22 protein-coding genes are annotated in these 25,696 nt (G+C 59.9%); 13 read left to right on the top strand and 9 right to left on the bottom strand.

What is annotated here, in order from left to right; genetic code table 11:
• Positions 1–11 precede the first annotated feature (11 nt).
• Positions 12–647 (bottom strand): MerR family transcriptional regulator, encoded by a 636-nt coding sequence (locus IPM54_24065; protein ID MBK9262866.1) that lies wholly within the window; start codon positions 645–647, stop codon positions 12–14.
• Positions 648–836: 189 nt separating this feature from the next.
• Here IPM54_24065 and IPM54_24060 point away from each other — a divergent pair, with 189 nt between their 5' ends.
• The 4 genes from IPM54_24060 (at position 837) to IPM54_24045 (ending at position 5,109) form a co-directional block, all read left to right on the top strand.
• A complete protein-coding gene (locus IPM54_24060) occupies positions 837–2,813 on the top strand; it encodes a DUF2330 domain-containing protein (protein ID MBK9262865.1) in 1,977 nt (658 codons plus the stop codon).
• A 174-nt stretch (positions 2,814–2,987) separates the two neighbouring features.
• Positions 2,988–3,365 (top strand): hypothetical protein, encoded by a 378-nt coding sequence (locus IPM54_24055; protein ID MBK9262864.1) that lies wholly within the window; start codon positions 2,988–2,990, stop codon positions 3,363–3,365.
• A 103-nt stretch (positions 3,366–3,468) separates the two neighbouring features.
• The gene (locus IPM54_24050) at positions 3,469–4,026 is read left to right on the top strand and encodes a molybdenum cofactor guanylyltransferase (GenBank protein ID MBK9262863.1); all 558 of its coding nucleotides are present in this window, start codon (positions 3,469–3,471) and stop codon (positions 4,024–4,026) included.
• A 33-nt stretch (positions 4,027–4,059) separates the two neighbouring features.
• The gene (locus IPM54_24045; GenBank protein ID MBK9262862.1) at positions 4,060–5,109 is read left to right on the top strand and encodes a site-2 protease family protein; all 1,050 of its coding nucleotides are present in this window, start codon (positions 4,060–4,062) and stop codon (positions 5,107–5,109) included.
• Here the strand turns inward: IPM54_24045 and IPM54_24040 are convergent.
• Positions 5,106–5,393 (bottom strand): hypothetical protein, encoded by a 288-nt coding sequence (locus IPM54_24040; GenBank protein MBK9262861.1) that lies wholly within the window; start codon positions 5,391–5,393, stop codon positions 5,106–5,108. The two genes, IPM54_24045 and IPM54_24040, sit on opposite strands and share 4 nt — an antisense overlap.
• 205 nt (positions 5,394–5,598) lie before the next feature.
• Here IPM54_24040 and IPM54_24035 point away from each other — a divergent pair, with 205 nt between their 5' ends.
• Positions 5,599–6,030 carry a hypothetical protein gene (locus tag IPM54_24035; protein MBK9262860.1) on the top strand — a complete coding sequence of 144 codons (432 nt, stop codon included), beginning with the start codon at positions 5,599–5,601 and terminating at the stop codon, positions 6,028–6,030.
• Between the two features lie 3 nt (positions 6,031–6,033).
• On the opposite strand, the gene IPM54_24030 is transcribed toward IPM54_24035, so the two are convergent.
• Complete coding sequence (locus IPM54_24030) at positions 6,034–6,960, bottom strand: cation diffusion facilitator family transporter (protein ID MBK9262859.1); 927 nt, start codon at positions 6,958–6,960, stop codon at positions 6,034–6,036.
• Positions 6,961–7,407: 447 nt separating this feature from the next.
• Between IPM54_24030 and IPM54_24025 the strand changes: the two genes are divergently transcribed.
• The 5 genes from IPM54_24025 to IPM54_24005 all read left to right on the top strand — a co-directional run bounded on the left by IPM54_24025 (position 7,408) and on the right by IPM54_24005 (position 12,153).
• Positions 7,408–8,856, top strand: a complete 1,449-nt coding sequence (locus tag IPM54_24025) for a hypothetical protein (GenBank protein MBK9262858.1) — start codon at positions 7,408–7,410, stop codon at positions 8,854–8,856.
• Complete coding sequence (locus IPM54_24020; protein ID MBK9262857.1) at positions 8,853–9,032, top strand: hypothetical protein; 180 nt, start codon at positions 8,853–8,855, stop codon at positions 9,030–9,032. Before IPM54_24025 ends, IPM54_24020 begins: the two co-directional genes overlap by 4 nt.
• 111 nt (positions 9,033–9,143) lie before the next feature.
• A complete protein-coding gene (locus tag IPM54_24015; GenBank protein ID MBK9262856.1) occupies positions 9,144–9,656 on the top strand; it encodes a hypothetical protein in 513 nt (170 codons plus the stop codon).
• Between the two features lie 83 nt (positions 9,657–9,739).
• On the top strand, positions 9,740–11,062 hold the full coding sequence (locus IPM54_24010) for a hypothetical protein (protein MBK9262855.1): 1,323 nt from the start codon (positions 9,740–9,742) through the stop codon (positions 11,060–11,062).
• Positions 11,059–12,153 (top strand): hypothetical protein, encoded by a 1,095-nt coding sequence (locus IPM54_24005; protein ID MBK9262854.1) that lies wholly within the window; start codon positions 11,059–11,061, stop codon positions 12,151–12,153. The genes IPM54_24010 and IPM54_24005 overlap by 4 nt, the downstream gene beginning before the upstream one ends.
• Positions 12,154–12,693: 540 nt before the next feature.
• On the opposite strand, the gene IPM54_24000 is transcribed toward IPM54_24005, so the two are convergent.
• The 3 genes from IPM54_24000 to IPM54_23990 form a co-directional block, all read right to left on the bottom strand.
• A complete protein-coding gene (locus tag IPM54_24000) occupies positions 12,694–13,995 on the bottom strand; it encodes an AAA family ATPase (protein MBK9262853.1) in 1,302 nt (433 codons plus the stop codon).
• Between the two features lie 10 nt (positions 13,996–14,005).
• Positions 14,006–16,090 carry an elongation factor G gene (locus IPM54_23995; protein MBK9262852.1) on the bottom strand — a complete coding sequence of 695 codons (2,085 nt, stop codon included), beginning with the start codon at positions 16,088–16,090 and terminating at the stop codon, positions 14,006–14,008.
• 169 nt (positions 16,091–16,259) lie between these two features.
• Complete coding sequence (locus IPM54_23990) at positions 16,260–16,733, bottom strand: hypothetical protein (GenBank protein ID MBK9262851.1); 474 nt, start codon at positions 16,731–16,733, stop codon at positions 16,260–16,262.
• A 333-nt stretch (positions 16,734–17,066) separates the two neighbouring features.
• Between IPM54_23990 and ppsA the strand changes: the two genes are divergently transcribed.
• Positions 17,067–19,478, top strand: a complete 2,412-nt coding sequence (gene ppsA / locus IPM54_23985; protein MBK9262850.1) for a phosphoenolpyruvate synthase — start codon at positions 17,067–17,069, stop codon at positions 19,476–19,478.
• A gap of 71 nt (positions 19,479–19,549) precedes the next feature.
• Complete coding sequence (locus tag IPM54_23980; protein MBK9262849.1) at positions 19,550–21,199, top strand: serine/threonine protein kinase; 1,650 nt, start codon at positions 19,550–19,552, stop codon at positions 21,197–21,199.
• A gap of 60 nt (positions 21,200–21,259) precedes the next feature.
• Here IPM54_23980 and IPM54_23975 read toward each other — a convergent pair whose 3' ends face one another.
• Both IPM54_23975 and IPM54_23970 read right to left on the bottom strand, forming a co-directional pair.
• Positions 21,260–21,538: a hypothetical protein gene (locus IPM54_23975; GenBank protein MBK9262848.1), complete on the bottom strand. Its 279-nt coding sequence runs from the start codon at positions 21,536–21,538 to the stop codon at positions 21,260–21,262.
• Between the two features lie 23 nt (positions 21,539–21,561).
• Positions 21,562–22,515 carry a hypothetical protein gene (locus tag IPM54_23970; GenBank protein MBK9262847.1) on the bottom strand — a complete coding sequence of 318 codons (954 nt, stop codon included), beginning with the start codon at positions 22,513–22,515 and terminating at the stop codon, positions 21,562–21,564.
• Positions 22,516–22,817: 302 nt separating this feature from the next.
• On the opposite strand from IPM54_23970, the gene IPM54_23965 reads away from it, so the two are divergent.
• Positions 22,818–24,521: a hypothetical protein gene (locus IPM54_23965; GenBank protein MBK9262846.1), complete on the top strand. Its 1,704-nt coding sequence runs from the start codon at positions 22,818–22,820 to the stop codon at positions 24,519–24,521.
• A gap of 3 nt (positions 24,522–24,524) precedes the next feature.
• Here the strand turns inward: IPM54_23965 and IPM54_23960 are convergent, their stop codons facing one another.
• Positions 24,525–25,670, bottom strand: coding sequence for a hypothetical protein (locus tag IPM54_23960; GenBank protein MBK9262845.1), 1,146 nt, complete (start codon positions 25,668–25,670; stop codon positions 24,525–24,527).
• Positions 25,671–25,696 lie beyond the last annotated feature (26 nt).

Below are 25,696 nucleotides of genomic sequence, written 5' to 3'. Positions count from 1 at the left end.
CGAACGGTCGATCACACCCGTTCGGGTTCAGCCTGTTCCACACTCGCCTCGGCTGCTTTGTCAGCGTGCTCGTGCATGCACTGTCCGACGGACCAGAGCACACGAACGCTCCGCGGCAGCGCGGGATGCGTGGTCATGACGCTGCACTTCGCACAACCATCTGGAAACGACAGTTCGTTTTGACAAGCCATGCACCCAGCCACGATGCGGGTCGTCTCTTCGAGGTCGTCGCGCAAACGGTTGAGCACCGTCAGCTTTTCCTTCAGCTCCTCGATGCGCGCACCGAGCACTCGAAGCGCGCTTTCAGCGGCGATGGCACCCGATGCGGCAGCCTTCTTCACCTCGAGAATCGCTTTGATGTCATCGAGGGACAAACCGGCCATCCGCAAGTCCGTCACGAGCATCAACCGATCGAGCTCCGTTCGCTCGAAGAGCCGATGCCCGCCCTCGGTACGTCGTGCCGGGCGTAAGATGCCTTCTTCTTCGTAAAACCGCACCGTCCGCAGCGTGCTGTTCGACAACCGTGCCATTTCACCAGTTGTCAAAAGCGCCGGTTCGCAGGGACGATCGGCTTCGGTTTTGGAACCCGCATCCACGTGCGATTGTTGCGGCGAGCCAGCGGGAGCGCTCACGATGGGTTGATCCACGATTTCAGGTTACCTGAGGTTACGTAACGAGCAAGGGCCATGACGTTTCGGAACACTTTTGACAACCTTGGAGAAACGCGGGACCAGGCAACGCATGAACGGCCGTTCTCACCCGGCCACGCCTGCGCCCACTTTCGACGACATTTCAGCTGCCCTTCGTCAAGGCACGTCACTTGCCACGCCGCGAGCATGCTTCGACACCGCTTGCTTGCCTCTGCGGGCGCCCTCGCCCTCACGACGCTCGGTCTCGTTCATCATGCCAATGCCGCAACCGCGTGGTTGCCCACCGGCAAGACGACACCCACCGAACAACGCGTCGCTGTCGCAGTAGGTCAAACCCGCACGACCATTTGGACGAGCTTGCGACTCGATGCCGCATCGGGCCCCGTTGGACTCCTCATCCCAGTGCCTGCAGGCGCGGCGCTCGATCACAGCTCCGACGCGTGGCTCGAAGCGCTCGATGCAGCAACCGCCCCGCGCATCTTCCCTCCCACCGGTTCGAGTCACGCTTGTCCGGGCGAATCACCCGACTTGTGGATCCCGTTTCACGTCACCTCGGATCTCGCAGAAATTCCGAGCGTCAAACCCATCGAATCCACGGTCCTCGCCGACGCTCCCGCCGTGTTCGCTTGGGCCGCGACAAACGGCTTCGGCATCTCGCCCGATGTCGCCAGCGCCCTCGAAAACATGCCCGGAATGCGCTTTTTCGTCGAACGATTCGTCGCGCCTCCTGCACCGTTCGTCACGTCCACGCTTCGTGTGGTGTTGCCAAGCCAAACTCCCGTGTTGCCCCTCGCGCTCACGCGTGCCGGAGCTTCGGATCTTCGCGTCACCGCTTGGTTCGTCGGGGCCGGACGCGCATCGCTCACCGGAGCTTCGCCCGTCAAGCTTCACCTGGAAAACCTGCTTTGGAATGCAAGCTCCCAAGACTCGAACTACGTCGACCTACGTGCATCGGAGCTGCTTGGAGTGGGCCCCGCAGCCGTCGTCACCGAAGCATCGAGCCACGATGCGCTCGTGAAAGACGTCGCCATCGCTGGCGGCACGCAGGCCATCACGGGCGTCGTCCGGGGCTATTTCCAACGCGCCAAAAATCACCTCGATATCGACGAAAGCATCGCAACGGATCCCTGCATCTCGAATGCTGCGGTCAGCCTCGAAAGCCCGCTCGACGTCGCCTCGAGCTGTCCTCGCGCGGACCTCGGAGTCGTGGGCGGCGGTCCTGGCTGCGTCGAAGCACCGAACGGATCGCAGGTCGACCCCGACAAACTTCGCTGCGGCGCGAAAGCCGACGACCTGGCCATCGCGCTCTCTGGCCTGAAACCAGCAAGCACGTGGCTCACACGCGTCACGATGATGATCACCAAGGACACGGCAGGACAAACCTGGCCCATCGCCTTTACGCCCGCAGCCCCCGACGTCGATCCGATCCTCACCGCAACCAGCATCGACTTCAGCGGATGCGGCGCGAGCAGCTCGTCAGGTAGCTCGAGCGGTGGATCCACGAGCGGCGGGTCGACCAGCGGCAGCCCATGGTCGGGCAGCAGCTCCGGCGGCGGCAGCGGCAACTCGACGTCGGGTTCCTACTACGAGCCTTCCTACGAGCCCGACATGGCGTGCGCATGCGCCGGTGCAGCCGATCCCGTCATCGTCGACGACACCACCTACGACGACACCACGTACTACGACGACACGTCTTCGGACGACTGCGCCGGCGACACCACCGACACCGCGTACGACGACACGTACTACGACGATACGTCTTCGGACGACTGCGCCGGCGATACCACCGACACCACCTACGACGACACCACGTATGACGACACGACATACGACGATACGTCTTCGGACGACTGCGACGGCGACACGTCCGATAGCTACTACGACGACTCGAGCAGTTCCGACGAGGGCATCGACTGCAGTGGTGATACGGACGACGACACGGACGATGACAGCGACGACTACGACTACAGCGATGACAGCAGTGACTCCAGCGAGTGCACGGTTGCCCGTCGTCCCCAAGCAAAACCGCACAAGCGTGGTCCCAAAGCTTCCGTCGTCACCCTGGGCTTGCTAGCCTTCCTCGCCCCGCTGCGTCGATGGAGTCGGCCGCGACGAACCCAACGCACTCGCGAGGACAACCCCTCGAGGATCCGCTCCCGATGACGCTGAAAATACCGATGACGCCTCACAACTCCCGGAAAACAAGCGCTATCGGCCGCGGTGAAGTACGAAAAGCACAGCACGCTGCGAGAATGCGTGTTGCCAACCGAACCGTCATGGTAGGATTTGGAACATGACTGGTGCGTTCCGCAGCAGCCGTGTCGATGAGCGTATTCGTTGGAGCTCGCAACGACGCTCAGCCGTGGAAAGCCGCCGTGTCCATCACACGACGCGCTCGACCACGTTGGCGGAGCTCCCCTTTCGGCTCCAAACAATACAGCAAGCTCGACCGATGGCTCGCTCAACGGATCACCTGCGGATGACGATCGCGTGGACTCTCTTTTCGATCAGATAGTTCAGCGAAGCGGCCTATCGCCAGTGTTCGCCAAAGGCACGATCCAACGCGCATTTGCGCGCATTGGCGTCGATCCGAACAAAATGAAACGCGACGACGTCGAACGAGCGTTGCCTTCACTTCAAGCTGCGCTGGCGGTGTTTCTTCCTCCGAACGAACTGCAAAAACGCATGCAGGACATCGGACGACTCGCGCGCTGATGGACGCACGATCTGCCATCGTGACGTGCTGACGCATCGAGCTTCGCAAGAGCGTCCCGCGGGTCTCGGCGCCATCGTTCTGTGCGGCGGCCAAAGCCTTCGCATGGGCCAGTCGAAGGCGTGGCTTCCATTCGGCAACGAGCTGCTTCTGCAGCGCGTGGTGCGTCGATTGTCCGAAGTCGCATCGCCCATCGTCGTCGTTCGCGCACCAGGACAAGACTTGCCGGCTCTGCCTCCAGAAACGCTCGTGACGGAAGATGCCGTCGAAGGTCGTGGTCCCATGCAAGGCATCGCGATGGGTCTTGCGGCGCTCGAGCATGCTGTCGACGTCGCGTTTGTCTCGTCCACCGATGCACCGTTCGTCGATCCGGCGCTCGTACGACTGCTCTACGCACTGCGCACAGCTTCCTACGACATCGTCGTCCCACACGCGTTCGGCCGACATCATCCGCTTGCGGCGATCTATGCGGTGAACGTCCTTCGCGAAGCCGAACGCATGTTGTCGGAAAATCAGCTACGCGTGATGGATCTGCTCGGTCGAGTACGCACGCTCGTCGTCGGCGAAGAACAGCTCGCGGCGGTGGATCCTCGACTTTTGGCTTTGTCCAATGTCAACACGCCAGCCGACTACCAAGCGGCGCTCGCAGAAGTCGAACCGTAAACGCCGACCTTTGCGTCGTTGGACGATCCGACCTTGAGCTTGGGTCTTTACTTGGCCAAGCTGCGCGCGATGTCGACGGAGTCTGAACGAGCATCTTCGGAAGCAGCACCGCCTGTCGAGGAAACCGAGGCGCAGGCGTCGGAACTGCGCGACGGTGCCGGCACTTCACCGCTGCGCTGGCGAACGAATTTGCTGCTGTTTGTCCTGACCATCCTGTCGACGCTCGTCACGTTCGCCCTCACGAGCGGCATCGTGCCTGCGGACGCGAGTTTGTCCGAGCAGCTTCGAGCGGGCCTTGGGGCATGGACCTACACCGTGCCGCTCATGGCGATTCTGCTCACGCACGAATTCGGGCACTACTTCGCGGCGCGGCTGCATCGAGTGCCCGCGTCACTGCCGTTTTTCATTCCCCTGCCCTTGCTCAGTCCATTCGGAACGATGGGTGCCGTCATCGGCATGAGCGGACGCATCAAAAGTCGCAATGCATTGCTCGACATTGGTGCAGCAGGCCCCTTGGCGGGGCTCATCGTCGCCATTCCGGTCATCATTTACGGTTTGCGAACGTCCCCGGTTCAGCCCATTCCCGAGGACGGTATTCAAGAGGGGCAATCGCTGCTGTACATGCTGCTGAAATACGTCGCGCTCGGACCCATTCCCGAGGGCCACGACGTATTTCTCAATGGCCCGGCATTTGCCGGATGGGTGGGTCTTTTCGTCACGATGCTCAATCTCGTCCCCATCGGACAGCTCGATGGAGGACACATCGCTTACGCGTTATTTGGCGAAAAGCAGAATCGATATGCACGTTTCGTGCACCTTTCGATGCTGGGTATGTTCGCGCTGAATGTCCTCAAGTTTTTCCCACCCGCCATTCGTGCAAATGAAAGCCTTGCGGATGCTTTCGGCAATTCGATGACGTGGCTCGTGTGGTTTGTCTTGGTTTATTTCTTGGCGCGTCTTTCGGGCAAGGAGCATCCCCCGACCGAACCGGGCGAGCTTTCACCAGGGCGAAGGGCCATTGCGGTCGTGTCGCTCGTCGTCTTCGTCCTGATTTTCATGCCAACGCCTTGGGCCAAATATTAGCCCCGCGCTCCGACCCTTCTGCGCAGAGCCGCGCGACGTTTCACCACGCGCCGCATCGATGGTTCTCGATCGGACGAAGGGACAGGCGCGCATAACCGAGCCCACACGTCGAAAGGATCTTCGCCAAGCTCGCGCAACAAATCCTCGATTGCGACGTCAGCGACTTCATCAGCGATCGTCGATGCTTTGATGACCGGCATGGCAGGCGCGTCGATCCGCACCGGACGATGTTGAGGTTTGACCGCGGACGAAGGGCGACGAAATCCAAGCGCGAGAAAACGCATGAGTGCCTCGAAGGAAAGGAAGTCGAAGTACGAGACAGAAGATGCCGCTCGGCTCCTTTTCGCTCGCACAGGTGATCGAAATTGCGCGCTGCGTCCACGGGATCACGTGCAGGGCGAAGCGCCCGCGTGCTCGCTTTTTTTTCGTGTCCAGAATTTCGCGTGCTGTCGCGTTCGTGTGCTAGGAAGCCCGCCGCTGGAGGAAGAAATGGGACTCTCCGATGCTCTCGCGGACAAAGACAAGAAGGCCAAAATCGTCTCCGACTGCGCCGTGCTCATCGACGAGGAGGTCGCCGCGAAAGGTGGTCTGTCGTCGATCCCGCTCAAAGCGGGTTACAAGGCCGTCAAGGGCATCAAGCCGGGGTTCATCACGCACGTGCTCGATCAGCTCTTGCCCGAGTTCGCGACGAAGGTGGATCCGATCTGGGACGAGGGTGTGAAGGAAGGCAAGCCCGTCGACTTCTTCCAGAAAAACCGGAGCCGCGTTGCCGATGCGCTTTTGTCGGTCACCGACGAGAAGGCGAAGCGGGCCAAGAGCGGGCTCGTTCAATCGACCTACTCGTCGCTTCGAGGCACGGCGAAAAAGCACGTCGAAGAAGCCGTGCCGCGCCTGTCCAAGCTGCTCGAAAAGTACGCCTGACGCTCACGCCGCGACGGCTTGTCGCGGGATGTCCGGCTCGACGAAGCACCACCGGACGTCGGGGCGCAGCTTGCGCAAGTTCGTCTCGAACTCATTGATTGCTACACAAACTTCCTCGAAGGTCGTTTGGGTTGAAAAACTCACCTTGACGGCCACCAGCACTTCGCCTGGGCCTTGCTGCATGGTGATGACGTGAAGCACGCGTTCGATCTTGGGATGTGCCGAAGCGGTGTCGCGTACGGCCTTGTCGACCTCGGGATCGGCCGCTTCGCCGAGCAAGAGTGACTTGACTTCGGTTGCCAAGAAGACGGCGACGGCGACGAGCACGACGCCGATGGCGATGCTGCCGATGGCATCCCACTTGGGATCGTGTGTGAAGTACGCGGCGGTGAGCGCTGCGGACGCGAGGACGAGGCCCAGCGTTGCGGCGGCATTTTCACCGAAGACGACGATGAGATCGCTGTCTTTCGTGTCGCGCAGGTATTGGAAAAAGGGTTTTGACCCGCGGCGGCGGTTCATTTCGCGGATGTTCGAGATGGTCGCGCCACCTTCGATCAGCAAGGAAAAACCCAGGATTCCGAGGCCCAGGTGAACTTTTTCGACGGGTTCCGGATGGCCGAGTTTGTGAATGCCTTCGTAAATGGAAAACACGCCGCCGCCCGTGAACAAGAGGAGTGCGACGAGAAAGGACCAAAAGTAGAGAGCTCGGCCGTATCCGAGCGGATGCGAAGGATCCGGCGGTTTTCGAGCTCGATTGACGCCGAGCAAAAGCAGCAATTGATTGCCGCAATCGGCTGCTGAATGCAGGGTTTCAGCGAGCAGCGCGCCCGAGCCGGTGATGAAGGCGACGACGCCTTTGCCGACTGCAATGGCGAGATTGGCTGCGAGCGATTGAACGATGTGGGAAGTGGAATGGTCTTCGGAGGACACGGGGCGGTTGTAACACGGAAGGGGCGTCGGGCCCTAACCATGATGAGGGTGTGTCGTTGTGACGCTACGTGTCACTGATGATGCACGTCGCCCTAGACATACTCGCGTTCATCGCGCAAGGCCCACGCAGCCATCCGACGCAATTTGTTAGCCCAAATGCCATCGACGTTCACCCTCGACGGACAATCCACAAGGTAGGACATAGTCGGTCCGTGCGTGGGGATGGTTTTTCTTGCCTGCGCATTTCGAGCCGCGCATAAGCGTTCACGGTTGGGTTGTCCGACCCGCATATTCTCGAAGCAGGGGTAGGGAATTTGCACCTTTCGATCGAAGGGATTGGCCAGGTATTGCCCGGCGTTCTCCCCGTCGACGCCGAAGTGACTTTGCAATGGTTCCGTTACGATAGGACCTGGGTCGGCAGCCATCCATTCACACGAGGAGTAAAACATGAAGCGAACGAATACATGGGGAGCATTGGGCCTCGTCGTGGCCATGGGAATGGCCGTGCCGGGGTGTTTCTTGTTCGGCGCGAATGATGAGGAAGTGAGGTGGGAGGTATGCGCATCGCCCATCGAATCGCGCACGCATTGCGTATCAGCAAGCTCGGGACCCGGAGCCGCGTGGGAGCGAGCCGCTGCAAATGGAGCGGAACCCATTGAAATGTGGGTCGAGCGTGCGGATGGCACGCCGCTCGACGAGTGGGTTTCGAGCCCCATGATGGTGGACGCATATATCAACGTGGTAGAGGAGGTCCTGGATTACTTGCGAGTCACGCAACGTAATGCGGAATCGTATCATGCAAGCTTGGCGGGCAAGTTGGGTCGAGATTTGGAGCGGGCGAGGCGATTGCAAGAAAAGATCATCGCCGACACATCGGTCGATCCGAAAACGCGCATTCAAAAGACGCTGCTCGACAAGGGTGCCAAAGAAAAGGATCCATTGAAAGCCGAAATCGCGGCTGACAAGCAAACGATGGGCGACGTGCAGGCTGTCATCGACGCGGCAAAGGTCGATGCGGGGCCGTTTGCCTCGCAATACAAAGCGCTCGTGGACGATTTTGTTACGTATCGAGCGACGGAGTCGAGCGAAACCACGGCGTATTCAACGCTTGCACAGGATGCGTCGAATGCGTCGCTCGTGGAGCTGGATGCCATCGAAGTGTCCATCGTGGACGCGGCGCATACGGCGAGCGCCAAGCCGAATGAATTTCTCGTAACCGGGATGAAGCTCTCCGCGCAGATTCTGCAATTCGAGAAAACATCACGCGAAGCGATTTCGCCGCACACCGACTTCATGAGCTCGCATGGTGCGGTCGTGCCGGACATGAGCTCGGGCGCATTGCGATCGATTCACGCGATGCTCGGGTATGCGCAGCAGCGCGTGGCGCGGAGCGATGCAACGGCGAAGGGGCTATTGCTCGGCGTGGGGATGCGCAGACAAGCGCTGCAATTGCTCGCGGATGCGCCGTCGCCGGCACGCGCGACGATCGCCAATGCATTGCTGGCGAAAGCGTCGACCAAGTTCGAAAACGCGGCGCAGGCGCGTGTCGATGCGATCGCCGTGGCCATGTCGACGAGCGGCAAGCTTGGGCTGCCGTACCTTGCCAAACGGTATGATGAATTCGCGGCGCTTTTGCAAATGGCACCATTGTGCAATACCGCCACATCGAGCTGGCGAGAAGCTGGGTGCGTTTCGATGCGGCCGAAGTTCAAGGACGCTACGACCTACCTGAAGAAAACGCTGCCTGCCGAGATATCGCAGGGGCTCGTGGTCATGAAAAGCAAGGGTGTCGACGCGGCGGTGATCGCGCGGGTGCAGAAAAAATTGGACGTGGGGGACATCAAGGGCGCGGCCTTGGCGCATGACGAATTGCTTCGCAGCACGGAGGGAACATGAAACGCTTGATTACATTCGTAGGGATCTTGCTTGCGCTGGTGTTGCCGTCGCACGCCATTGCGGGGACGCCGTACAGCATTCAGTGGTTGTTGGTGCAAGAAAATCCGCGTGCGACCCGGCAGCGATTGGTCAGAAGGCGAACCATTCTTCGACGTAAATGGGACGCCTATGCCTAGGTATTCGGTACCTGGAGCTTTCGGACGATCCGAACGGATTGGAAAGTAATTTCGTCCAGGGTGGCTTCGATTCAGTGCTCTTGCGAATGGGGGCGAACGAGGTCGGATTCAATGTTGCCCAATCTGGGCGGAGATAATTCGTGCGCCAAGCATAACAATGTCGTCAAGCTCGAGCCGCCGCCTCTGGGCATCGAGAAACCACTTTTCGTTGTGCGTCGCGACGGCACCGCATTCTCGGGCAGCACGCAGCTCGACATGCAGCTCGAGGAAATCAATCCGCAACTGGCCATGGACATTTCCATTCTGGAAGAGGAGATCGCCAACGAGCGCAAATGGCTCATCGCCAACGCCGATACCATCGCCGACCTCGCCGTTCGTCTCAATGTACTCCAGTCGCTCGAAACCGAGATTGGCGATTTGCTCACGCGGCCGCTCGATGAAATCACCGCCGAAGACCTGGACGAAATCTTGTGGCGACATTCGTACATCCTCGACGAAGCCACGCGAGAAGCCTTGAAGCAAGTCCTGGCGGACTTGAAGCAAAGCATTATCGATTTGCAGAAGGAACTCGCGAGCCTCATCTCGAACTTCGGCGACCAAGCGAATGCGGTATCGGATTTCTGACGGGGGATGCGCGGCAAAGTGGTTTCAGCCCGGATGATCCATCGAATTACGGGCTCGGACCGAATGACGTCCCGTGGGTGGACGTGCCGGACATTTCGGATGTGCCGGGCGCGTGGGAAGCGGGCAAGGATCCTTATGCGGATTATGCCGACGCGGTGATTGCATCGCTGAAAGACTACGTCTCCGGCGGCGTGGTGATTGGCCGAGCAAGCTTCGTGGCGGAAGTGCGAGCGTGGCGGTCGAACCAAGCGGCATTGGAAAAAGCGATAAAGGCGCGCATGAGCGTATCGCAGGCGGAGGTGAATGCGTTTTTGAATGCGCAGAACAAGGTGACGAGCTACTTGCAACAATTCATGAATGGGTCGGGCTGGTTTCACGACGCGCCCATTCCGCAGGACGTACGCGCGGATATCGATGGCACGCTGAAAAACCTGTATGGGGAGCTCGCCGAGGAATTGAAAGACCGGCTCAATGAATGGGAAGCGTCGCAGAATCCTCCCGAGGCGAACCTCTTTTTCGATACGCTGCGTGCATTTTCGGCGGGCATGCAAGCTGGCGACGAATTGGCCGAGCAATACCGCGAGACCATGCGGACCATCGTGCACGGTGCGTCGCGTGTGGCGATTGGATTCGTGCCGTTCGCAGGGCCAGCATTGGATATATGCGAAGCCGTGACGGGCAAAGAATGGTGTTTGCCGTCGGGGCGAAAGCTGAGCGATGGCGAGCGAATCCTGTCCGGCGTGGGGTTTGGCGTAGGAAAGCTCGTCAAGATTTGGAAGGGTGTCAAGACGGCGGCGATTTCGGGCGAAGGCAAAGCCGTAGCGGCGGGGATTGTTGCGCTGGACGATATTGCCGAAATGATGGCGAGGGCGAAGGGAAAAGTCTACAAATCGCCGATTGGCGGGGAGCTGATTGGCGCGGTGACCAAGAACATCGATAAAATCGGCGACTTCGAGAAGCTGGCTGCCCGTCGCCTGGTCAACCAAGAGGGGCATCAAATGCTTGCCTTCGGCGACGATGCGGTACGAAACGTCGTTGGAATCGCAGAAGGCGGTTCCATGGCAGGCGTCAACGTAGCATGCGATTTCATCACCATTGCGAAAAACGACATGCTCGCATTGAGTGAGGTCAAGGGAATCATCGACGGAAAAGTCGATGTGGAGCACGCCGTCTTGCAGCTCAAAAACGTGGCGAAGGCGTTGAACGGAAAAAAACTCGCTGATGGGAAAACGTTTGCCCATACCGTGGAACGCGTGCAAATCTTCGTGCCGAAGGGGTCGGCGTCGAAGTTCAACGGTACGTACAAGCGCGATGGCACGAACTTGCTTGATACGAGTACAAACAAGTTCGTGACCCTGAAGAACCAAGGAAGAGCGGATCTGATCGTGCAGGTGGTGGAGTTATGAAAAGGAAACGCAAGAGCAAACATTCTGCCAATCCATGGCCGGCCTTCATGGGCTGGTGTCCCGAGGACCAACGGTTCGAGGCGCTGGCGTCGACCATGGTCGCCTTGGCGGGAGAAGAGGGCATCTGCTACGTTTCGCCCCGTAATCCTCGTGATATCGACGACCCGGACTACGTTTACGTCCCGCAACCGGATTATTTCGTACCACCGCGCGAAGCGATCGAGGTGATTCGTCCGGAATACCAGAAGTACGCAAGCATAGGTGCATACATCAACGACTTTCGAGCGTCCTCTGGCCGCGTGCTTCAGCTCCATGCGAGTACAACACGCGACCGGAAGTTATCGATCCTTCCCGGGCATCCCAACCTCAACGTCGCCTTCTGTGACGAACCGTTCGTCGAAGGTCAGCTCCTGCCCGATAAGCTCATGCGTTTCAAGGGTATCGTGATGAAGCCCGGGTTCGATGCGGCTATGGCGTGGCTCATGGCGCTTCGCGATAGCTTGGACATCCTCACGCGTTTCTGCACATCGCACCCCTCCATTACGATGGGCTGCTGCCTGGAAGGCCCGCGATGGGGCGCGCCGCTGACCGGCGCGGCAAGTTATCACGCCGATGGATACCCTGGCCGCGATCTGGCCCTGTCGTGGATCCACCTGCACGACAAGGACCCTCTTGATCTGGCCGTGGGCTGGACCATTGACGCATTACGAGAACGCGTCGAAGCATCGCCGCCCAATAGCAGCGTATGGATCGTGGACGAACAGCGTTTGTCGCGAGAGCAAATCCTGGCAGCGCTCGACTTGCCGCCAAAGACCTTGGTCGGAGCCCTCGAGACCGCGGCAAACAAGCTGCACCCGGAATGGGAAGCCATTCAGTGGAAGCTCGCGGAATACATGAAATTACTCGTGAAAGCTCCGGAGAGCGACAAGGAAATGATCCCCGTCACCGAAGAGCATATTCACTTCATCGAGGAATATACCCCGGCTTATGTCCGGCACCTCGATAACAAAGCGCTCGTCCTACACGCCCACCCCGATCGCACAATATGGCCCCTCTGGGCCGATGCACTGGCGCTGCTCGGCATTCGATGAATTGGCGCAAGCTGCATTGCGTCGCGCGTACGAGTGAAATGGGCTCGCTACGCAAAAAAAGTTTGGCAAGGCCGCTGTCGAGCGTCTCTTTCCGCATTTGCGCAAGCGCGGATCGTCGGACGGGGACGACGGCGAAGTAACGTCATGGCGCTTTTGCGCTGCGGAGACATGGCGAGCGCGTTCCCGTGGCATTGCGCCGCCGCGCAGAGGCGACAGGAACGCGCTCGACGGGGTTGCGCCGCCGCGCAGAGGCGACAGGGACGCGCTCGACGGGGTTGTGCAGCGGTGCGAGGGCATTCGGAAGGGTTGGCACCTGCGAGTATTTGGTGCACCAAGCATCAACGCCGATCAGCGTCGCGGCAGTGCGCTTGCACAACGGCGCGTCGATGCAAGCCAAAAATAAACGCATGCAGCGCTCGCCGACGCGTTACGCCGTAGCGAAGGAAAAGCAAATTTGCGCGGAAATCGCCCCCTCTCCACGAAACGTCACGCAGTGACGCGAAACGAGAGAGGGGGTCGGGGTCGGGGTGAGGCGCGCCCTCAGGGCTCGCCGAACGAACGCTGGAACAGCTCGGTGATGGCTTGCTTGCCGTCTTCAGTCAGGTTCTGCGTGCCGATGCCGGCAAAGTTCTCGCTCGTGATGATCGGCGCGGTGACCATTTCCCATGCCGACCCGCTCCAGCGGAACCACGTGCGCTTGTTCTGATCGTAGACGTAAAGCGGCTTCTTCCAGAGCCTCGCAAGCTCGGCGCCCCAGCCCGTTCCACCTCGCACCGTGCCGTCGTCTTGGATTTGCCCAACGACGAACACCTCGCGCGCCGCGTTGATCTGATACCAGATCGTCTGGAGAACGTTACGAACCAGCGGGATCTCGCTGAGCACGCGGCCAAGGCGCTTGGACACGTACGTGAGGCTGAAGTCACCTCGACGCAGCTCCGCTTCGCTCAGCAGCATCACGCCGCGTTGACGGTCACGGAGCGTGTGGCCCTCGAACGAATAGTTGTGCTCGGCCAAACCCCAGCGCTCGGCACACCCACCGAATGCCGCTTCGGCGCCTTTTGCACCACCCGAATGCAAACGGAAACGCTTGGGATCACGACGACGCTCGGACGGCGGCAAGATGTCCTGATCGACGATGCGCATCGTGTGCGCGTCGAGACGCAACGTGATCTCGGCCAGGTCCTTGTTCTCGTGATCCTTGAGCAGCCGCAAACGAACGACGTCACGCTCGGGCTCCAAGTAGACGATGACGCCGAGTTTGTCGAAGAACCGATCGATGGGCGCCGGCGCAGATCCAGGCGTTACTTGGCTCGCCTTCGTCGTGGTCGAAAGCCAGAGCTCGGCTGAATGATCACGCGCAATCTTCGCGAGCGTGTCGATCATCGCCTCGGTCGCGTGCGCGAAGTCGAAGCCATCGATGACGATCACATCCGGCGCGAAATGCGCGACGTCGCGCGCAAATGCGACCGTGTCGACGAGCTTCTTCAGTGACGACGAAGCTCCCTCGGTGGTCGGCATGTGACCGAGCAGCGAGAAGATCAGGCGATGACGCTCGACGTCGAGACGCACGGTCTCGGGCTCGGCAAGCTTCGTGTATTGCGCCAGATCGTGGAAGAGCTCGTCGTAGTACGCACGCACGTGATCGACCGCGTGCTCGGTGGAGATGTGCAGCACGCGCCGATCGCGAAGGAGGTCGTCGAGGGCGATTTGCACGAGGAGCGCGGTTTTACCAACGCCCGCTCGGGACAACACCACACCCACGCCGCCACGACCAAGACCACCATGGATCGACTTTTCGAAGACCCGCATCGGGCTCCGCTCGTTGACTTCTTTGCGGTACATCGGGTCCTCCCTACTTCGCTTTCTTCGCCAGCTCTTCTTTGTGCTTCTTGATCAATTCCTCGGCGATCGCGCCGGGGACCGGTGCGTACCGGGAGAACTCCATCGTAAACTCGGCTTTGCCCTGCGTGGCAGAACGAAGAACCGTCGAGAAGCCGAACATTTCGGCCAGCGGCACCTCTGCCTCCACCCTGCAGAACCCATCGGATTCCGTCGTGCCGATGATGATGCCGCGACGCTGCATCAGGACACCAACGACTCCACCCTGGAACTCGGCCGGCCCTTCGACCGCAACCTTCATGAGCGGCTCGAGAATCTGCGGGTGAGCCTTCGGATACGCCTCACGCCACGCTCCACGCGCTGCCTCTTGGAAGGCGATGTCGGACGAGTCGACCGAGTGCGCTGCACCGTCGTTGACGATGACGCGCACGCCCGTCACGGGGGCATGAATGACGAGGCCCTTGGCGAGCATCGAGGTGAAGCCCTTGTCGCAGGCCGGGATGTACTCGCGCGGAATCGACCCGCCGACGATCTGATCGACGAACTCGTACGGCGCTTCGCACGGCTCCATGTACCCAGCGACCTTGCCGTACTGACCCGAACCACCGGTCTGCTTCTTGTGCGTGTAGCTGAAGTCGACGCGGCGCGTGATGGTCTCGCGGTACGCAACACGCGGCGGGCTCGTCACGACCTCCGCCGAGTACTCGCGCTTCATACGCTCGATGTACACGTCGAGGTGCAGCTCGCCCATGCCGCTGATGATCGTCTCGTTCGTCTCGGGATCGCTCGTGACGCGGAACGTCGGATCTTCCTTGGTAAAACGCTTCAGCGCCTTGGACATGTTGACCTGCGCCTTGTTGTCCTTCGGCGTCACGGTCAAACCAATGACCGGCTCGGGCACGTGCATGCTCGTCATCGCCACGCTGAGCGTTCCGTCGGTGAACGTATCGCCCGAGTTGCAGTCGACGCCGAACATCGCGCAAATGTCGCCTGCGGCCGCGCTGTCGATGTCCTCCATCTCGTCGGCGTGCATGCGTACGAGGCGCCCGACCTTGTGACGCTTGCCCGTGCGCGTGTTCGTGATCTCGCGACCCTTCGCGATCGTCCCTTGGTAGACGCGCAGGTACGTGAGCTGCCCGAAGCGGCCATCTTCGAGCTTGAACGCGAGCATGACGAGCGGTTTGTCCGCGCCGCTGTCGAGCGTGATTTTTGCTTCGTCCTTGTCGAGATCGACGGCTTGGTTTTGCACGTCCGTCGGGCACGGCAGGAACTTGCCCACTGCGTTGAGGAGCAGCTGCACGGCCTTGTTCTTATAGGCCGAACCCATCATCACCGGAACGACCTGCAAGTTGATCGTCGCCGAGCGAAGCGCCTTGTTGATGAGCTCCTCGGTGACCTTTTCCTCGAGCATCGCTTCGGTCAGTTCGTCCGAGAACATGCTGAGCGCATCGAGCAGCTCTTCGTGGCACTTGGTCGCCTCGGCTTCCATGTCCGCGGGGATCGCGCCTTCGATGATCTTTTCCCCGTTTGCCCCTTCGAACCGGAACGACTTCATCTTGATGAGGTCGACCACGCCCTCGAACTTGTCTTCGAGGCCGATGGGGAGCTGCAAAAGCACCGGGTTCAGGTTGAGTTTTTCCCGGAGCTGATCACGAGCGCGCAGCGGGTTCGCACCAGCTCGGTCGCACTTGTTGACGAACGCGATGCGCGGAACGCCGTAGCGACGCATCTGCCTGTCGACCGTGAGCGACTGCGACTGCACGCCGGCAACGGCGCAAAGCACCAGGATCGCTCCATCCAGGACGCGCAACGAGCGTTCGACTTCGATGGTGAAGTCGACGTGTCCGGGGGTGTCGATGATGTTGATGTGATACTGGCCCCACGAGCAGTGCGTCGCGGCCGACTGGATGGTGATCCCGCGCTCGCGCTCGAGGTCCATCGAGTCCATCTTCGCGCCGACGCCGTCTTTGCCTTTTACGTCGTGAATGGCGTGGATTCTTTTGGTGTAGAAAAGCACGCGCTCGGTCAACGTGGTCTTGCCCGAGTCGATGTGCGCGCTGATCCCTATGTTTCTGAGCTTGGACAGATCGCTGATCACGAGATGGAACTCCTGCCGCTCCAGAATCGCCAACCGGCGATCGCGGCGTTCGACACAAAACGCCGCGGCGTATAATCGGTGCCAGCCGCTCGTGCCAGGAGAAAAGTAAAAGTGTCGTTCGCTGACACGGCGCCGACACGTGCGGGCAACCGAGCGCTTTCGAGTGAAATCACCGCTGCTGAATGCGATTCAGCCCCACGGTGTCGTCCCACTCGTTGCCGTAGCCTTCGAAGTGGATGCGGTATCTTTCTTGACCGACGATGCCCACGATCACCGCGGGATACATCGTCCCGTGCCACTCGACGCGGACCTTGTCACCGATCTTGTACACGTTGGTTTGCGCGGCCTGGAGCGCCTTGGCGCGAACCTTCGGCGGAGGTTCGGGAGGAGGCGCATTCCCTTCGTTGAACCCCTTGATCCGATCGCGCGGCACGGTCTCGTCCCAGATCGGATCGTAGCCCTCGTAGTGCACCTTGATTTTCGTCGGGCCGTTCGTTTCCAGGATGACCGCGGGGTAGACGTTTTTCTCCCATTCCACGAGCACTTTGTCGCCCACTTCGTAGCGACGTTTGCATCCCGCAGACGAGAAAACGGACGCGAGCGTCAGAATTGAAACGAAAAGCGATGACCACGCGAATCGCATGACCGAACCCTGACGCTAGATAGTCCGGACTCGAAGAGCCCGCAAGGAAAGGGTGTCGTTGTGGGTGTCGTCGCCGATCGCGGAGAAGCTGCGGAACATGGCGCCAGACGAACATGAGTGGCCCGATCGACTCGCCGAGCATCGAGGACAAACCCTATGGGGACAAACAGTTCGTCGAGGCCATGCGTCGGCCGCGCTGCAGTGGTCGCGCGCTGGTGTCCAGCTCGAGGGGCAGGTAGGATCGTCCGCTCGAGACTCGATGACGAGCCTCCCGGTCGCTCGGCCCAGAGCTTGCAAGACCCTCACGCACACGCCCACTTTGGAGCTCGATACATGCCCTCGTTCATCCGCTGGTTTCGCGATTTGTGCATCGATGACGTCCCGCTCGTCGGAGGCAAAAATGCTTCCCTCGGAGAAATGGTCCGCGAGCTCGCCGCGCAAGGCGTGCGCGTGCCCGAAGGATTTGCAGTGACCGCCCGCGCCTACCACCGCGTGCTCGACGAAACGGGTATTCGACAACCGATAAGCGAGCTGCTCGCCGGTGTCGATAAAGGCAACATCGCAGACCTCGCACGACGCGGCGCCGCATGCCGAAAGTTGGTGCTCCAAGCTGGCATTCCGGACGATGTGTGGAGCGAAATCAAAACGGCCTACGCCGAGCTCGTCGAAAAGTACGGGACGGACGACGTGGCGGTGCGTTCGAGCGCCACGGCAGAGGATCTCCCCAATGCCTCGTTCGCCGGTCAGCAAGAAAGTTTTCTGAACGTTCGCGGAGAAGCCGCCTTGCGCGACGCATGCACGCGCTGTTTCGCGAGCCTATTCACCAATCGCGCCATTTCGTACCGCATCGATCAAGGCTTCGAACACGACAAAGTCGCCTTGTCGATCGGCATTCAAAAAATGGTCCGCAGTGATCACGGCGCCGCCGGCGTCATCTTCACCATCGATACCGAAAGCGGCTTTCGTGACGTCGTACTCATTACGTCCGCATACGGGCTCGGAGAAAATGTCGTCGGAGGTATGGTCGACCCGGACGAACATTACGTGTTCAAACCAACTTTGCGGCAAGGCAAACAGGCCATCGTCAAAAAACGCCTTGGAGCCAAACAATTGCGGATGGAGTATTCGGGCGAGGGTGACGCTCGCACGATCAATCGAGCCGTTTCTGTCGAGGATCGTCGCAGGTTTTCGATTACGGACGACGAAGCCTTGGAGCTCGCGCGGCATGCATTGGTGATCGAAGAGCATTACTCGCGCAAAGCGGGCGTTTATCGTCCGATGGATATCGAATGGGCGAAGGACGGCCGAACGGGCGAGCTTTTCATCGTGCAAGCGCGGCCGGAGACGGTGGTATCGCAGCGCAAAGGCGCGTCGCTCGAAACGTATGCGCTCGAAGAAAAAGGCGAAGTGATCGCGGAAGGGTACGCGGTCGGGCAGAAAATTGGCAAAGGAAAAGCACGCGTCGTGGTGGACTTGTCGCACGCCGCTCAATTTGGCGTCGGCGATGTGCTGGTGGCCGATTCGACGTCACCCGATTGGGAGCCGATCATGAAGCGCGCATCGGCGATCGTGACGAACCGCGGCGGACGCACATGCCATGCGGCGATCGTGGCGCGCGAATTGGGCATCCCCGCGGTGGTTGGCGCGAAAGACGCGACGAAAATCATCAAGGACGGCGAATCGATTACGGTGTCGTGCAGCGAAGGGGACGTCGGTCGCATTTACCGCGGGCTCTTGAAAACGCACGTCACGCACGTGGAGCTTGGTGATTTGACGCGACCGCATACGCACATTCAAATGAACGTGGGTGATCCGAACCTGGCTTTCGGTCTGGCGGCATTGCCGAACGACGGCGTGGGTTTGGCGCGGCTCGAATTCATCATCAACGACACGCTGCGCATTCATCCCATGGCGCTTTTGCATCCCGAGCGGGTGCTGAGCGACAACGATCGGAAGATCATGGCCGAGCTCACGGCAGGCTACGAAAGCGGCGCGAAATATTTCGTCGATGGCCTCGCGTACGGAGTCGCCACGATTGCTGCCGCATTTTATCCGAAGCCGGTGGTCGTGCGCATGAGCGACTTCAAGACGAACGAATACGCAAGCCTCGTGGGCGGGGCCGCGTTCGAGCCACGCGAAGAAAACCCGATGATCGGATTCCGCGGCGCATCACGTTATGCCCATCCAGCCTATGCCGAAGCGTTTGCGCTCGAATGCGCGGCGATGAAAAAAGTACGCGACGAAATGGGTTTGACGAACGTGAAGCTGATGATTCCGTTCTGCCGTCGCGTGGACGAAGGCGAGCGAGTGCTCGCGGAAATGGCGAAACACGGGCTCGTGCGAGGTGAAAACGGGCTGGAAGTGTACGTGATGTGCGAAATTCCGAACAACGTGGTGCTCATCGACGACTTTTGCCGCATCTTCGATGGCATTTCGATTGGCTCGAACGACCTCACGCAGCTCACGCTGGGCGTGGATCGGGATTCGGAAATCGTGGCGTTCGACTTCGACGAGCGAGATCCGGGCGTAAAAACGATGATGCGGCTGGCGATCGAAGGAGCGCATCGCAATGGGCGACACGCAGGCATTTGCGGGCAAGCGCCAAGCGACTATCCAGAAATGGCAGAATACTTGGTGCGGCTCGGGATCGACGCGATCTCGCTCAACCCGGACACCGTGATCAAAACCACAATGCGCGTACTGGCGCTCGAAAAAGAGCTGGGTAGACCGGGCCGCGCGTCTTGATGTAGTATGCCGGCGTGCGCGCGGGAAAGCTTTCCGCGCGCTTGCGTTCACTTTGGCAGCATCGAGACACCATGCAACAGCTCGCTCCCGGCGCGATCGTCGACCGAAAGTACAAGATCGAAAGACTCCTCGGCGAAGGCGGCATGGGCATCGTGTGGCTCTGTCGGGACATCGTCACTGACGTCCCGGTGGTGCTGAAAGCAATCCGTAAGGAATATACGCACCTGAAGGATTACCGCGAACGCATCTTGGCCGAGGGGCGAGCGCTCGCTCGCATCGATCATCCCAACGTCGTGCGGCTCAATGCCGTCGTCGCCGATGAAAACGATGTTTGCTTGGTGATGCAATTCATCGAAGGCGAGTCGCTGGATATACGGCTCGAAAGAAACGCGACGAATGGAACGCAGCTACCGATCTCCGAAGTGCTTTCGATTTTTCGGCAAATCGTGAGTGGCGTCGCGGCGGCGCACGCGGAAGGAATCATTCACCGCGATTTGAAGCCCGCCAATGTGCTCGTCCGGGCCAAGGACGGCGTGGTCAAAGTGACCGATTTTGGTATTGCCAAGGAAGAGTCGGAGGCGCAAGAGGGACTTGGGAGAACGACCGGCGTCATTGGATCGGTGCGGTACATGGCGCCCGAGCAATGTTTGGGTAGAAAAGACTTGGACAAACGGGTCGACATCTACGCGCTGGGGATCGTGCTTTTCGAATTGCTCACGGGCACCCGGCCGTACGATGGGAGCAGTTTCGAATTGATGAGCCAACACGTGCGTGAGCCATTGCCGTCCATCCCGGCGCGACGCCCGGACGTACCGGATTGGCTCGAGAATATCGTTCGGCGTTGCTGCGAAAAACAGCGAGAACACCGATTTGCTTCGTGTGAAGAGCTATTGGCGCAAATCCCCGTCGACGTCCATACGCGACCAGGCGGGACGGCACCGGGTGCTCCCACGACGGCGCCGTATACGACGGTGCCTGCAATGCCCATCGTCACGGACGCGCCGCGAGCGCCCATGTCGAGCAACGTTACGGCTCCTGCGTCGGCCATTACGGCGCCGAACAATCCCACGGCGCCGCCCCCGCCCAATCGTGGAGGTGCAATCGCATTGACGGTCGTCGTATCCATCGTGGTGGGTTTGGGCGTTTCGTATGGTCTCGGCTGGTTCGGTCCTGCAGAACAAAAGCCTCGCGCTTCAGCACAGCCGGCTTCGTCGACCGACGGGCAATCCCCGCAGCCCGCGGCGACGGCAGTTCCGGTGTCGAACGCCAAACAGCAGCTCGAATCGCTCCAGGGTTCGTGGAAAAGCAGCACAGGACGTGAATACGACGCGGTGCTCGTCGGTGACGTTCTGGAAATGCGCATTCACGATGTAAAACCATTTGCAGCGCAAGGGTACGAGCAAAACGAGCCGCGGCTTCTTTTGCGAGCTGCCCCAGGCAAGACGGATACGTTTTTGGTCGAAGATCGATTGCGCCCAAATGCTCCGACGGGGACCGAATACGATCCTGCCAGGGCCCGCGCCACGTGCTTGGTTCCATTCAGCGAAATCGCGGGAAAGCCGCTCGAAGCGCGGGTGGAAGACGGAAAGCTCCACATTGCCATGGTGGTCATCCAGCCCGATCCGTCTCATTACACGCTCGACGGTAAAAAGGTCACCGGGTGCAGGAATTTGCTCACGGCCCAGGTGTCGCCCATCGAAAGCGTGCTGAGCAGACCTTGACGCATCACCGACAAAGGTCGGCGTCGCGGAGGGTCGTGGTCGTTTGGTTAGCGTTGCCCTTCAGTGACGTGCTTTACGAGCGATGATCTCGAGCACTTCCGGCGTCAGCACCGCAGCGATCTGCTCGGGCGTCATTCCCGCAAGCACTTGCTCGGGCGTCAAGCCCGCAAGCAGTTGCTCCGGCGTGTAGTATGCAAGCACTTGCTCGGGCGTCAGTCCCGCAAGACGTTGCTTGGGCGTCAGTCCCGCAAGACGTTGCTCGGGCGTCAGTCCTTGAAGAAACTTCGCCACCACTTCTTCGAAGCACTTATCGGTAAGGTCGATGTCTCTGAAGGCCATGTTGTTTGATCCAGATTTGCCCTTCAGTGACGTGCTTTGCGAGCGATGATCTCGAGCGCTTCTGGCGTCAGCGCGGCAGCGATCTGCTCGGGCGTCAAGCCGGCAAACCGTTGCTCGGGCGTCAAGCTCGCAAACAGTTTCTCCGGCGTGTAGTGCGCAAGCACTTGCTCGGGCGTCAGTCCCGCAAGACGTTGCTCGGGCGGCAGTCCCGCAAGACGTTGCTCGGGCGGCAGTCCCGCAAGACGTTGCTCGGGCGGCAGCCCTTGAAGAAACTTCTCCACCACTTCTTCGAAGCACTTCTCGGCGAGGTCTACATCTCTGAGGGCCATGGTTGGTCTCTGCCTCCGAAACTGCACCACCTGCTGACTCAACAAACGGTACATCTCCAATTCGTCCTTGTCCAGCGGTTCAATCGCGGCGGGCTCCTTCAAGAACGCCTTGGAAAACACGTAGAGCAGGCGTTCGGAAGGCGCCGCCTTGTGCGCCTCGCGAAGCTCGACACCATGCAGAGACAAACCCGCGATGTGTCCCCGCCAAAGCCCATTTCCTACGGCGACAAACTTTCCCGCCATCCGCTCGACTTGCTGGATGAACGACGGCGGAATGCGATCGGCCACGACCATGAGCCGCATGTCATCCGGCTCGTAGATCCGGTGCATGGCCATGTACTGACAAGCATACGCGAGCAGCGTGAGCGCATCGATGGCTTCGAGGTCATCGGTCGGACCTTTGAACTCGACGAGCGTATGCTTGCGCAAATGCTCGAATACACTGCGAATTTTCCGCGCCTCGGTCGTGGGCGTACCATCCAAACGAATGACGACGATGTCGACTCGCTGCGGCAATCGATTCAGCAAAAATTCGGCGGACAACTTCCACCCCCCGGGCAAAAACTGATCGAAGAGCTTGACGAGCATCGGATGCCATGCCGTGGCGCTCGTCGTCTCCAAGTTGTCTGGATTGTCTCGTTCATCCATACGCGCTTACCCGCATGTACCCGACAAACGCGACGCTGGCCAAGAAAAACATTTGGCAATGAAACCGTGTTTCGAGACGACCGTTTGTCCGAAAATATTTGCAGGTTCGTCCTCGAAGACTCGGCATCATGTCGCCGGGAGTGTCATACCCTTGACGGGCATCTCGCCTTCTCGCCCAGAGCTCGATTACGCAACGTTGCGTCGCGTCATGCGCAACTTTTTCGCGAAGAAATCCGCTGACTTCAGTCCAATTTCTGGTTTGATCTTTCTCGTCGCATTCGCCAATCGACGGAGGGCAAACCATGCTCGACTCTTTTCGATTCATCCGCCTTTGCACGCCGCTCGCTCTGAGCATCGTTGCCGCAGCTTGTGGCAACGCGAATCCCAGTTCATCCGGTGGGACGGGCGGTAACACCGACCCACCCATCGAATTGCCCCCGCCCATGGGAGACATCGCGCCGGTCAACATCACCGCCACCGACCGCTTCGCAACCCATAGTCAGTGCGCGCAATGCCATTTCGGTGGCCCCGAAACCACTCTATTGCACGACCCTGCAGGCAACGACATCTCGCCCGTGTATTTGTGGCGTTCGTCCATGATGGCGTTCGCTGCACGCGACCCCTATTACCTGGCCATTTTCGGCGAAGAGCTCCTGAAACAAACGAACGACAAAGCATTCGTCGAAACGACATGCACGCGTTGCCATGCGCCCGCGGGATCCGTCGAGCACGAGCAGACCGGCGGGCACCTCACGTTCGATTCGCTCATGTCAGGCGACACGCCCGAGACAAACCTCGGACGCGATGGTGTCACTTGTACACTTTGTCATCAAATCGCCGACGAAAACCTGGGGAAAACCGCGAGCTTCACGGGCGGTTTCACGATTGGTTACGAGCGTAAGATCTACGGGCCGCATTTGGTCCCCAAAGTCGATCCGATGCAGCTCATCGTCAATTACACGCCGACATCCGCAGGGCACATCACGACGAGCGAGGTATGTGCCACGTGTCATACCGTCGTGATACCCATCATGAAAAACGGTAAAAAGCAGGGGGATTTCCTCGAGCAAGCCCCGTACCTCGAATGGAAAAACTCGACGTATTCTCCCGGGGTTCCTTGCGGTACGTGTCACATGCCCACGAAAGACGACAACATGGTCGACCTCGAGTCTCCCATTGCGAAGTGGCCCGACGGTTTGCCCCCGCGCAAGCCATTCGGAAAACATCGTTTCAGTGGAGGCAATGCGTACATGCTGAGGCTGCTCGCGGATAACGTGGCATTCACGGGAAGCACCGTGCCTTCTTCGGAACTGCTCGAAGCGGCCGATGCAGCCGAAAGTCATTTGGCGGAAGGTGCAGCCGTATCCATTTTGACGTCGTCGCTCGAAGGTGAAACGCTGGCCGTGGTCGTGTCCATTGAAAATCACACGGGGCACAAGCTGCCGACGGCGTATCCAGGCAGGCGCGTGTGGGTGCATTTGCGCGCGGAAGGATCGAGCGGCGAAGTGCTCTTCGAATCGGGCGGCTTCGACGCCTCCGGGGCGCTCGTGGACCGCGCCGGAAAGCGGCTCGATGTGGCGGATGCCGTCATGCCTCACCGCGATGTGATTCAATCGGAAAACGAAGTGCAGGTCTACGAGTCCATTGCCAAAAATGCGGCCGGCAAACCGACGCATTTGCCGCTGGAATCGGTCGGCTACCTGAAGGACAATCGCATTTTGCCGGTGGGATGGTCGAAGTCCGATCAATGGATCGAATGGATCGGCCCGGTGGGCGTCACGGGAGACCTATCGTTCGGTGCGGGATTGGATCTGGTGGAATACCGAATTCCCAAGGGAAGTGCGGTCAAACGAGTCACCGTGCGACTTTTGTATCAGACGGTGCGGCCGACGGAGCTGGAAGCGATTGCCAAAGTGCCGCATCCGGCGGCGGTGCGGTTTTCGCAAATGGCAAGCGGCCGTTCGCCGCTCCCGACGGTGATGGCGGAAGCAGCGAAGGACCTCTGACAATCACGACTTGGGGCGCCCGCCGGCTCCTTCGATGCGCTGAATCGCTTGCAGCTCGTTGGCGAAAATGACCTGACGCTTGGCCATTTCAAAAATGGGCGCAGGACCCGCCGGCCCCTGAATGCCTCGAGCGCCGCGCGCACCGTCTGGCCCATTGTTGCCCGGATTGCCCGCGACCGGATTGCAATCGGAGGGGGCATTTGCTGGTTTGGCGCCCGCAGCTCCTCCAGGACCTCCCCTTCCGCCTGACCCACCAAACCCTCCTTCACCGGGAGCGCCCCCAGGATTTGCAATCAATAGCCGACCCTTGAGTTTGTCGGCATTGGTTTCGTCGAGAATGACTTTGATGGTGGCGCCGGGCCCGCCATCGCCACCCTTGCCGCCCGCGCCGCCCCCAGTGCCGTCGGTGCCATTGCTTCCATTTTGGCAATCGCCCCCTGCAGCGGCACCGGCCTGGCCGTCCGTTCCGGGTGTTCCTCGAACGCCCTGCGCGCCGGGTTGACCGCCTGCGGTGATACGAATGGGTTTGTCCGCGGAGGGGCTGATGAAGTATTCGCGCATCGTGCCGGATTCGACGCGAATGAGCGCCGCGTCGGCGTAAAACGGCGTCGACAGCGTCGTGATGGCAATCGTGATGGCCGGTCCCGCGCCGCCATTGGTTCCATCTTCTCGGCCATTGCCCGGCGTGTAATTCGCCTGCTCTTTGCATTGGTACACGGGCTTCAGGTCGATTTCGTTGACCATCGACTTGACCGTTTGGCCATTGAAGACTTGTTCGAGCCATCCGCGAAGGCGAACGCCGGAATCGGCCGTCTTCAGCGGGTCGGCATCCGTCACCCAACCTTGTCCCTGGACGCGACCATTGCTACCGGAAAGACGCAGAACGGTCGGATCGATGACCGTGTCTTTCTGATTCATGCACCCGGTCGTCGCATTGAGATTGCTGCACGTGCTGCCATCCTTCAATTTGGCGACGAATTCGACACCAAAGTGTGTGCCGGGGCAAAAGAGCATTTGGCCGGAAGATGGCCGAATCTTGAGATCGGCGACGTTCCTGGGATCGATCTGAGCTCGCGTGGGGCCGCAGCCGGTGAGAATCGGATGGGCAGCGACAATCGCGAGAATGGCAAACAACCGAAAGCTCGACATGGTAGAGTGCTCCAAGGTTGAGAGAG

The organism is Polyangiaceae bacterium, from assembly GCA_016715885.1.
Taxonomy (GTDB): Bacteria; Myxococcota_A; Polyangia; order Polyangiales; family Polyangiaceae; genus Polyangium.
The sequence above is the reverse complement of the archived record's forward strand: the minus strand, read 5'-3'. Positions and strand labels throughout refer to the sequence as shown.